The following is a 10,159-nucleotide window of genomic DNA, read 5'->3' on the forward strand; positions in this document are numbered from 1 at the left end:
GGACGAGACCGTCCTGCAGCATCGTCAGCCAGTCGTAGGCGGCGAACATGGGGGCGCGCGGGTCGCGCGGGTCCATGCCGCCCGCCTCCTCGTACAGGCGCAGCGCCTCGTGCTTGCGCCCGGCCCGGTGCAGCGCGAGCATCAGCAGGCTCCGCAGGTGCTCGTTCGCCGGCTCCTGCGCGACCCAGCCGCGCGCGGGCCCGATGAGTTCGCGGTGCCGGCCCTGGGAGAGCCGCACCTCGGCTAACTCCTCGCGCACCTGGCCGCGCTCGCCGACGAGGGCCCGCCGGGTCGCCTCCATGGCGCCGGCGGCGGGCAGGTCGCCCAGCGGCTCCCCGCCCCACAGTCCCAGCGCGCGCTCGTAGCCGGCGATCGCCGCGGCGGCGTCGCGGGCGCGCAGCCGCCGTGCGCGCGCGGCGAGCGACCGGAACCGGCTCAGGTCCAGTTCGTCGTCCTCGTCCAGGACGAGCCGGTACCCGCCGTTCTCGGTGATGAGCCGGCCGGGCGGGAGCGAGAGCCGCGCGGCGCCGACGGCCCGGGTGAGCGCCGCGGCCGGATCCGGCACGCCGGAGGGGTCGGCGAGCCGCTCGACGAGCACGTCGGCCGGGACGGGGCGGCCCTCTTCGAGCAGCAGCGTCACCAGCAGCCCGCGGGCGCCGGAGTGGGGCACGGCGAGGGATTCGCCGCTCTCCGCCCGGATGCCCAGCCTCTTGCGCAGAATACGGAATTCCACCGTGCGCCTCGCTCCATCCCCGGGTACAGCGACGCAGAGAGAGTAATGCAGGCGGCCTTTTCCGGTGCGCGCCGGCCCGGCCGGGCCGGACCACGCTTACGCATCGGACGATTCTTGGCTTCCGTCTTGACTCGCTGTGGTAATGCCGTCAACAGCGGCCGTGCGACCGAACATGATCCGGTCATCACGCGTATTCGGTGAAGCCCGGCGCCGGACACCTCCGGAACAGCGGATTCAGCCGCCTTCGCGGTAGCGCGGGTTGGTGGCATGCCATTCGAAGCCGCCGCCCATCCAGGCCCGCAGCCCGCGCAGGAACCGCTGCAACTCGGGGGACGGGACGCCCGCGAGTTCCCGGTGCCCCGCCTCGAAGTCGCGGACGAGGTCGTTGTGCAGGCGCACGGCCGTCTCGGTCGCCTCCTCCACCGAGCAGCCCCGGTCCGCGGCGATCAGCAGCACCAGGTTGCAGACCGGGTTCTCGTCGGCCGCGTCCTTGGCCACCGAGTGCAGGTCGTTGACGATCACGCTGGCCGTCCCGGCGCGGAAGGCGGCGCGGCGGACGCGCGGGTCGTAGTACAGGTGGGCCGGGACCTCGTAGCCGCCGACGACGTCGATCAGCGTCATCGAGGTGTAGAAGCTGTCGTGCTGGCGCGCCGCCAGGTACTCCCAGGCGGGCGGGTGCTCGCCGGTCTCGCGCCAGGCCGCGTAGGCCGTCCAGCTCACGAACATGGCGAAGGTGGAGTAGCAGATCCGCTGGACCTGCACGGGGGACGCGTGGCGCTTCAGGTGGCCGACCGCCGAGCCGAGCATCCGCAGGACGACGTCGCCCTCCAGGGCCTCGTTCAGCGGCGGGGTGAACTCGCCCGCGGACGGCACCGGGTCCATCGCCGCCATCACCAGCGTCAGGCGCTGCGGCAGCCGCGCGGGCACGGCGCCGAGGGCGGTGTCGTCGGCGTAGTAGTCGTCGGCGGCCCACCATCCGGCGTTCAGCTGCGCGGCGACGAGCAGGGCGTCCGGATCGTCGGTGTCGGGGTGGGCGAGGGTGACGAGGCGCCCGAAGGCCGCCTTGCCCAGCGCGTCGAGCTCCCGGTCGTCGAACCCGCGGTCGCGCGCCCAGGAGGCCAGCCGGGCGTCGACCTCGGCGGCGAGGGCGTCGTCGGCGCGCTCGGGCAGCGGGCAGTAGAGCGGAGAGTGCGAGCCGTCGCCCCAGTCGCGCTCGGCGTAGCCGGGCCCGCCGCCGCCGACCGGCCGCGGATGCCTTCCGGCCAGGAGGTCGCCGTAGGGGACCTCGCGGCTGGGCCGCGCCGCTGCGATCAGCGACGGCAGGGCCGCCGCCCCGGTCCCCGGCCCGGACGGCCGCGCCGGCCGGGGCTCCGCGGCCGAGCCGTACGGCGCGCGCCGGCCGCTGCACCCGTGGTGCGTCGTTTCCATGGTCTGCTCACCTGCCTCCGCCCGAAGGCGACCGGTCCGGGTCAACGGGTTCAGATGCGGTCGGCGGCGATGAGCAGGTACTGGAAGCTGCCGTCGCGGTAAGCCTCCAGGAAGGCGCTTTCGATGCCGGTCGCGACCGACGATTTCTCGCGCAGCTCCCAGTAGGGGATGGTGTCGGCGGTCAGGTCGACCACGGTGACGGGCACGAGCCGGTTGGCCGCCATGGCGCGGAAGTAGGCGCTGCGCGGGTGGATGTCGCACACGTAGTGGGCGTTGATGGTCGACACCGCCCGGGACGGCAGCCCGTAGACGTCGTTGTAGCAGCCGGTGATGGTGACGTACCGGCCGCCGCGGGCCAGCAGCCGGGAGTGCGCCGCGAACAGGTCGTCCAGCACGGTGTACATGGTCGACTCGTTGTTCCAGATCGCCTGGAACGCGCCCGCTTCGAAGCCCGTGTCGAGCATGTTCTTGAAGTGGAACCGGACCTTGTCGGACACGCCGCGCTCGGCGGCCTGCTCGTTGGCGAAGTCCACCTGGGCCTGGGAGATCGACACCCCGTCGACCCGGCAGCCGAAGGCGGCGTTGGCCATGATGCTGGAGCCGCCGCGGCCGGAGCCCGCGTCCATCAGCCGGTGGTCGGGCCGGATGTCGCCGAGGTGTTCGAGCAGGAACCGGGCCTGGGCGTTCTCCAGACGGTGCAGCTCGGCGATGACCGCCTCCTCGCGGGCGTCCTCCGGGGTCTCCAGGACGGACCAGTCCACCTCGCCGATGCCGTAGTGGTGGTGGTAGATCCCCGACACGTCGCCGAGCCGCAGGTTGACCGGGTTGCGCTCGGTGTTCCAGTAGGTGGCGACGTCGTGCTGGTAGACGCTGGCGATGGCCGTCATGAACGCTTTCCTCCACGGGAACGGTGGCTTCAGATCACGGGTTGAAAGCTAACGGTGACCGTCCGTGTCCGAAAGGGCGCTCTTCAGCACAGAAGGAAGACACCTCCGTTAGGGGAATGTTCCACCGCGGACACTCCTGTCCGCCCGGTGCTCCGGGCGGCGCGGGTGGCTGACCGCCAGGTAGAGCAGGACCATGCCGACGATCTGGGCGAGGTGGTAGACCGAGGTCGGGTCCAGTGCGACGCTGCGGGTGACGCTCGGGTCGATCGCCTTGGTCGCGGCGGCGGCCGCGCTCGCGACCAGCGCGACGATCACCGGGCCGGCCATCGGGTGGCGGCGCCGGGCCGCCCAGCCCCAGAGGGCGATGATGCACGCCATCGTCAGGCTCTCGCAGGCGAGCAGGGCGCCGACCCCGGCGTGCCCGGTCACCGCGAGGACGGCGTAGGCGCCGATCCCGATCGAGCGCAGCAGCCAGAACGTCCTGCCGTGGTGCGGGCCGAGCACCTCCGCGACGGTGGCCGCCAGCAGGTAGGACACCGCGACGACGACCATGGCGCTGATCACCGCCCAGCTCGGCCCCGACCACCGCTCCGAGTGCTTGATCAGCCCGTGGTGGACGGATCCGGCGAGCGCCGCGATCCCCGCCCACCAGAAGGCCGTGCGCCAGTGCCGGTGCGGCGCCGGGATCCGTCCCAGCCGGACCGCGAGCGCCACCACGACCAGCCCGAGCGCGAGGTCGCTCAGCGCGGGGGCGGGTTCGGCAAGCATGGTTCGCACGCTACCCGCACGGCGCGCGTGGATTCCTTGGCCGCCGACGTGGCGGGGCGCGTGAGCTGCGCATGAGGGGCGGGGCCGGGGGTAGCCCCGCCTTGTGGACGCCGACCTGGTCGAGGAGGGCCCCTACCGGTTCCGGATCGAGCCGACCGGCGCGATGCGCGTGCCCGGCGTGGTGTTCGCGTCGCGGGAACTGCTGGCGCCCGCCGAGAACGCGATCGGGCAGGTCGCCCACGTCGCCGCGCTCCCGGGGGTGGTGGAGGCCTCCTACGCGATGCCGGACATCCACCTGGGATACGGCTTCCCGATCGGCGGCGTTGCGGCGACCGATCCGGGGCAGGGCGGCGTGGTCTCGCCCGGCGGCGTCGGGTTCGACATCTCGTGCGGCGTGCGGCTGCTGGCGGCGGACATCGACGCCTCCGGCCTCGCCCCCGTCCTGCGGGACCTGATGGACGGCCTCGACCCCGTCATCCCGCGCGGCATGGGCAAGGGCGCGGTGTGGAGCCTGCCGGGACGGCGGGAGCTGACCGGCATCCTCACCGGGGGAGCGCGGTACGCGGTCGAGCAGGGCCACGGGGACGAGCGAGACCTGCGCCGCTGCGAGGACGCGGGAGCGGTCGCCGACGCCGACCCCGGCCAGGTGGGCGAGCGCGCGGTGGAGCGCGGCGCCCGGCAGGTCGGCAGCCTCGGCTCGGGCAACCACTTCCTGGAGGTGCAGCGGGTCGCCGAGGTCTACGACGCGGACGTGGCCGGGGCGTTCGGGCTGCGGCCGGGACAGGTCTGCGTCATGATCCACTGCGGGTCGCGCGGGCTCGGCCACCAGATCTGCACCGACCACGTCCGGGCGATGGAGGCGGCGATGCCGCGGCACGGGATCGAGGTCCCCGACCGGCAGCTCGCCTGCGCCCCGGTCGACTCCGCCGAGGGCCGCGCCTACCTGGGCGCGATGGCGGCGGCGGCCAACTACGGCCGCGCCAACCGGCAGCTGCTCGCCCAGGCGGCGCGCCGGGTGTTCCGGCGGGTCGCGGGCGCCCGGCTCGACCTCGTCTACGACGTCTCGCACAACCTGGCCAAGCTCGAGGAGCACGTGGTGGACGGCGAGCGGCGGCGGCTGTGCGTGCACCGCAAGGGGGCCACCCGCGCGCTGCCGCCCGGCCACCCCGACCTGCCTCCCGACCTGCGCGGGGCCGGCCAGCCGGTGCTGATCCCCGGAACGATGGGAACGTCTTCCTACGTCCTGACGGGCGTGCCGGGCGGGCCCGCGTTCTCGTCCACGTGCCACGGCGCGGGACGGGTGCAGAGCCGCCACCAGGCCGCGCGGGGCGTCGACGGCAGGCGGCTGCGGGCGGCGCTGGAGGAGCGCGGCGTCGCCGTGCGGCCGTCGTCGTGGCGCGGTCTGGCCGAGGAGGCGCCGGACGCCTACAAGGACGTGTCCGCCGTGGTCGAGGCCGGCGAGGGGGCGGGGCTCTGCCGCAAGGTCGCCCGCCTCGTGCCGCTGGGCGTCGTGAAGGGCTGACCGGCCGGTCGCGCGCGGCGGCCGTCCGGCGCGGCGCCCGTCACACGTCGATCGTCACGGCGCAGGACCAGCCGCGGGCGTCGCGGCCGAACCGCAGGTCGTGCAGCGACACCGCCTTCGGCACGGCGCCCGTCCCCACCGCCTCCGCCGCGTCCCCGGTCGCCAGCCGGGCGGTGAGCCCGCCGTCCGGCGCCCCCGCGAGCTCGGCGTCCAGGACCAGGGCGCCGTCGACCTCCAGGCGGTAGATCACCTCGTCCAGGACGGCGACGAGCAGGTCCGCGTCCGGGCCGGACGGGACGTCCACCCGGACGCCGCCGGACGGGCGGACGCCGGAGACGTCGGCGAACGACTCCACGAGCCCGGCCACCGCCTCGGCGACGCAGCGCTCCCGCGTCGGCCCCCACGCCTCGATCCGCAGGTCGGCGGGGTGGGGGACGCCCCGGTGCCCGCTCGCGCGCGCCATGTCGGACGGCTACCCGGCGCCGGTCACGGGAAACCGGCCGGGCCCTCCGGCGGGCGGCCGGGCGCGCCGGCCGGCCCCAAAAGATCATCTGCGTCCCCGGCCTGCGGCATGACGTCGCAAAATCGCGCGCGGCGCGGCGCCCGCCGCGCGGAGGGCGGGAACGGTGCCCTCTGGAGGTGGAGCGTGGACAGGAGCGCGAGAGCGAAGGCGTGCGCGGCGGCGCTGGCGGGGGCGATGGCGGGGTGGACGGCGCTCGCCGGGTGCAGCGGGAAGTCCGAGAACGCCGGGAGGGCCGGGAATCCGGGACCGGCGTCGGTGCGGACGTCGGCGCCGGTGCCCGAGTCCGGGTCGGACTTGCAGCAGCAGTACGTGAAGGTCGTGGACGCCGTCCTGCCGTCGGTGGTGAAGATCCAGACCGACCAGGGAGAGGGGTCGGGCGTCGTGTTCGACGCCCAGGGCGACATCGTCACCAACGCGCACGTGGTCGCGGGGGCGAAGAGGATCCAGGTCACCTCGTCCGGCGGCGGCTCCCCGATGAGCGCCTCCATGGTCGGCGAGTTCGCCGCCGACGACCTGGCCGTCGTCAAGGTCGGCGGCGGGTCGCTGAAACCGGCGTCGTGGGGCGAGTCCAGCTCGGCGCAGGTCGGGCAGATCGTGCTGGCGATGGGCAACCCGCTCGGCCTCTCCGGAAGCGTGACGAACGGGATCGTCTCCGCGCTGCACCGCACGGTGTCGACCAAGGGCGAGGGGGCCTTCCAGGGCTCGACCATCGCCGACGCCATCCAGACGAGCGCGGACATCAACCCGGGCAACAGCGGCGGCGCCCTGGTCACGCTGGACGGGCAGGTGATCGGCATCCCCACCGCGGCGGCCTCCGACCCGCAGATCGGCGCCGCGGCGCCCGGCATCGGGTTCGCGACGCCGAGCGACACGGTCAAGCGGATCGTCCCGCAGCTCATCGAGTCGGGGAAGGTGTCGAACTCCGGCCGGGCCGCGCTCGGCGTGGCGGTGCGCACGATCGTCGACCCGCAGACCGGCAGGCGGACGGCGGTCGCCGTCGTGGAGGTGCAGAAGGGCGGCGGGGCCGCCAAGGCGGGGATCAAGCCGGGCGACCTGATCCTCTCGGTGAACGGCACCGCGACGCCCGACCAGACGGCGCTGACCACCGTCCTCGCGAACCTCAGGCCAGGCCAGACGGTGAAGGTCGAGATCCAGAGGCCGGACGGCTCGAAGAAGCAGGTCCAGGTGACGCTCGGCCAGCTGCCCGGAGGCGGTTGACCCCCTCAGCAGGCCCGCACCGCCCGCGCCGCTGGCACCGCCCGCGCCGCTGGCGCCGCCAGCACCGCCGGCACCGCCCGTCGCCAACGGGTTGACGCGTGCCTGTACGCGAGTACAGTGTACAAGCGTACAGGCAACTGAACATGCGTACAGGGGGTGGGGGATGGCGACGCGGGAGCGGGCCGAGGACCTGACCGGCCGCGCCCGGATCAGGGACGCGGCCCTGCTGGAGTTCGCCGAGCACGGCGTGAAGGGCGCCACGATCCGGGGCATCGCGAAGGCCGCCGGCGTGTCGCCCGCCCTCGTCCAGCACCACTACGGCACGAAGGAGGCGCTGCGCGCGGCCTGCGACGAGCACGTGATCGAGGTGATCCGCGAGGTCAAGCAGGAGGCCCTGAGCGGCGGGATGGCGAGCCCCAGCTTCCTCTCGATCGCCATGCGGACGGCCCTGCCGATCCAGCGCTACGTGGCCCGCGCCCTGACCGACGGGTCGGCCGCCGCGGCCGTGCTCTTCGACGAGGCGATCGTGTTCAGCGAGGAGATGCTCGAACGCGGCGCGCCCGGCATGGCCGCGCCGAAGACCGACGACCTGCACGGCTACGCGACCGTCATGACCGGCATGAGCTTCGGCTTGATCGTCCTGCACGAGCACATGTCCAGAGCCTTCGGCGCCGACGTCCTCCTGGGCGACGGCTACCCCCGCATGGCGCTGGCGATGCTGGACGTCCTCGACGACCGGCTCCTGACGCCCGAGCTGGTGGCGCAGACGCGCGCCGCCCTGAAGAACCTGCCCGCCCCCGGCGGGCGACCCCCCGACGAGGAGGACCGGTGACCACGAAGACGCCCCCCATAGCCCTCTCCGGCCTGGTCAAGAAGTTCGGCCGGACCCGCGCGCTGGACGGCCTGGACCTGACCGTCCAGCCCGGCGAGGTGCACGGCTTCCTCGGCCCGAACGGCGCCGGGAAGTCCACCACCATCCGCGTCCTGCTCGGCCTGCTGCGCGCCGACGGCGGCACCGCCCGGCTGCTCGGCGGCGACCCGTGGCGGGACGCGACCGAGCTGCACCGCCGGCTCGCCTACGTCCCCGGCGACGTGACGCTGTGGCCGAACCTGTCCGGCGGCGAGGTGATCGACCTGCTCGGCCGGATGCGCGGCGGCGTGAACGCGCGCCGCAAGGCCGAGCTGCTCGACCGGTTCGAGCTCGACCCCCGCAAGAAGGGCCGCGCCTACTCCAAGGGCAACCGGCAGAAGGTCGGGCTCATCGCCGCGCTGGCGTCCGACGCCGAGCTGCTGCTGCTCGACGAGCCCACCTCCGGGCTGGACCCCCTCATGGAGGAGGTGTTCCAGGAATGCGTCCGGGAGGAGCGCCGCGACGGCCGCACCGTGCTGCTGTCCAGCCACATCCTGTCCGAGGTCGAGGCGCTCTGCGACCGGGTGACGATCATCCGCAAGGGCGTCGCGGTGGAGTCGGGGACGCTGGACGAGCTGCGGCACCTGACCCGGACGTCCATCGACGCGGAGCTGGCGTCGCCGCCGGACGGCCTGCCGCTGCCCGGCGCGCACGACGTCCGCATCGACGGCAACAAGATCCGCTTCGAGGTGGACACCCCCGAACTGGACGCGGCGCTGCGGCAGCTCACCGAGGTCGGCGTGCGGAGCCTGAGCAGCCGCCCGCCGACGCTGGAGGAGCTGTTCCTGCGCCACTACAAGGACGAGCTCGCATCGGAGGCCGCGCGATGAGCGCGGCGGTCCACGAACCGCGGGCGGCCGCGCCGTCCCGCGCCACGCCGATGCGGTCGCTCACCGGGACCGGCGGGCTGATCAGGCTGATCCTGCGCCGCGACCGGTTCCTGCTGCCGTCCTGGGTGATCGTGCTGGCGCTGATCCCGATCAACTTCGTGGCGGCCACCGACAGCCTTTACCCGACGGCCGCCGAGCGCCTCAAGTACGCGCAGACGACGGGGAACAACCCGACGTTCCTCGCCCTGTACGGGCCGCTGTACGACACGAGCCTCGGCGCGATCATCGCCCAGCGCTCCGGGTTCATCCCGGTGATCGTGGCGCTGATCAGCGTGCTCACCGTCGTCCGGCACACCCGGACCGAGGAGGAGGCGGGCCGCCGCGAGCTGCTCGGTGCCACCGTCACCGGGCGCGGCTCCGGCCTGGCCGCCGCGCTGGCCGTGACGATGGCGGCGAACCTCGTCCTCGCCGCCCTGCTGACCGCGGGCATGATGGCGCAGGGCCTGCCGTTCGCGGGCTCGCTGGCGTTCGGCCTGCAACTGGCCGCCGCGGGATGCGTCTTCGCCGCCGCCGCGGGCGTCACCGCCCAGCTCAGCGAGGGCGCGGGCGCCGCCAGGGGCATGGCGATCGCCGCCGTCGGCGTCGCGTTCGTCGTCCGGATGGCCGCCGACGTCGGCGGCGCGGGCAACGGGCTGTCGTGGCTGGGCTGGCTGTCCCCGCTCGGCTGGGAGAACCGCCTGCGCGCCTACGGCGGGGAGCGCTGGTGGACGCTCCTGCTGGTCGCCGCGCTCACGGCCGCCCTGGTCGCCGCCGCGGGCCTGCTGTCGGCGCGCCGGGACGTGGGCGCGGGCGTGCTGCCGCCCAGCCTCGGCCCCGCGGGCGCCCCGCGCCGGCTCTCGGGGGCCCTCGGCCTCGGCTGGCGGCTGCAGAGCCGCGCCCTCTACGGCTGGCTCGCCGGGTTCGCCGCGCTCGGCGTCGTGTACGGCGCGGTGGCGGGCGGCGTCGGCGACATGGTCAAGGACAACCCCGAGCTGGAGAAGATCTTCACGCGGCTCGGCGGGCAGGGCGGGATCACCGACGCCTACTTCGCCTCGATCATGAGTATGCTCGGCCTGATCGCCGCCGCCTACGCGGTCTCGGCCACGCTGCGGCTGCGCACCGAGGAGACGGGCCAGCGCGCCGAGCCGGTGCTCGCCACCCCCGTCGGGCGGCTGCGGTGGGCGTCCGGCCACCTGGCCTTCGCGCTGCTCGGGCCGGTCGCGGGGCTCGGTCGTCGTGGTCCGCGCCGTCCGCGACGACGTCTACGACCTGCGCGAGCTGGACGGCCCGGCGGGCAGCAG

The 10,159-nt window shown here is 74.4% G+C and carries 10 protein-coding genes; 5 read left to right on the forward strand and 5 right to left on the reverse strand.

Going from position 1 to position 10,159, the window contains the following annotated elements; genetic code table 11:
* From AB0K37_RS37150 to AB0K37_RS37165, 4 genes are all read right to left on the reverse strand, one after another.
* Positions 1-733: BTAD domain-containing putative transcriptional regulator (locus AB0K37_RS37150; protein ID WP_363989497.1), on the reverse strand; the 733-nt coding region annotated here is incomplete at its 3' end.
* A 234-nt stretch (positions 734-967) separates the two neighbouring features.
* Positions 968-2,161 (reverse strand): family 2 encapsulin nanocompartment cargo protein terpene cyclase, encoded by a 1,194-nt coding sequence (locus AB0K37_RS37155; protein WP_363989500.1) that lies wholly within the window; start codon positions 2,159-2,161, stop codon positions 968-970.
* 50 nt (positions 2,162-2,211) lie between these two features.
* The gene (locus AB0K37_RS37160) at positions 2,212-3,048 is read right to left on the reverse strand and encodes a geranyl diphosphate 2-C-methyltransferase (RefSeq protein WP_363989503.1); all 837 of its coding nucleotides are present in this window, start codon (positions 3,046-3,048) and stop codon (positions 2,212-2,214) included.
* A 108-nt stretch (positions 3,049-3,156) separates the two neighbouring features.
* The gene (locus AB0K37_RS37165) at positions 3,157-3,816 is read right to left on the reverse strand and encodes a hypothetical protein (protein ID WP_363989506.1); all 660 of its coding nucleotides are present in this window, start codon (positions 3,814-3,816) and stop codon (positions 3,157-3,159) included.
* A gap of 103 nt (positions 3,817-3,919) precedes the next feature.
* Here AB0K37_RS37165 and AB0K37_RS37170 point away from each other — a divergent pair, with 103 nt between their 5' ends.
* Positions 3,920-5,338, forward strand: a complete 1,419-nt coding sequence (locus AB0K37_RS37170; RefSeq protein WP_363989509.1) for an RtcB family protein — start codon at positions 3,920-3,922, stop codon at positions 5,336-5,338.
* A gap of 40 nt (positions 5,339-5,378) precedes the next feature.
* On the opposite strand, the gene AB0K37_RS37175 is transcribed toward AB0K37_RS37170, so the two are convergent.
* Entirely contained in the window at positions 5,379-5,801 is a 423-nt protein-coding gene (locus AB0K37_RS37175) for an archease (protein WP_363989512.1), read from the reverse strand.
* 183 nt (positions 5,802-5,984) lie between these two features.
* Between AB0K37_RS37175 and AB0K37_RS37180 the strand changes: the two genes are divergently transcribed.
* From AB0K37_RS37180 to AB0K37_RS37195, 4 genes are all read left to right on the forward strand, one after another.
* Positions 5,985-7,079, forward strand: coding sequence for a trypsin-like peptidase domain-containing protein (locus AB0K37_RS37180; RefSeq protein ID WP_363989515.1), 1,095 nt, complete (start codon positions 5,985-5,987; stop codon positions 7,077-7,079).
* 163 nt (positions 7,080-7,242) lie between these two features.
* The gene (locus tag AB0K37_RS37185; protein WP_363989518.1) at positions 7,243-7,911 is read left to right on the forward strand and encodes a TetR family transcriptional regulator; all 669 of its coding nucleotides are present in this window, start codon (positions 7,243-7,245) and stop codon (positions 7,909-7,911) included.
* A complete protein-coding gene (locus AB0K37_RS37190; RefSeq protein WP_363989520.1) occupies positions 7,908-8,819 on the forward strand; it encodes an ABC transporter ATP-binding protein in 912 nt (303 codons plus the stop codon). The genes AB0K37_RS37185 and AB0K37_RS37190 overlap by 4 nt, the downstream gene beginning before the upstream one ends.
* Positions 8,816-10,159, forward strand: a 1,344-nt coding sequence (locus AB0K37_RS37195) for an ABC transporter permease (protein WP_363989523.1), incomplete at its 3' end; no start/stop codon positions are given. The genes AB0K37_RS37190 and AB0K37_RS37195, both read left to right, overlap by 4 nt.

Source organism: Actinomadura sp. NPDC049753, from assembly GCF_040674655.1.
Taxonomy (GTDB): domain Bacteria; phylum Actinomycetota; class Actinomycetes; order Streptosporangiales; family Streptosporangiaceae; genus Spirillospora; species Spirillospora verrucosospora.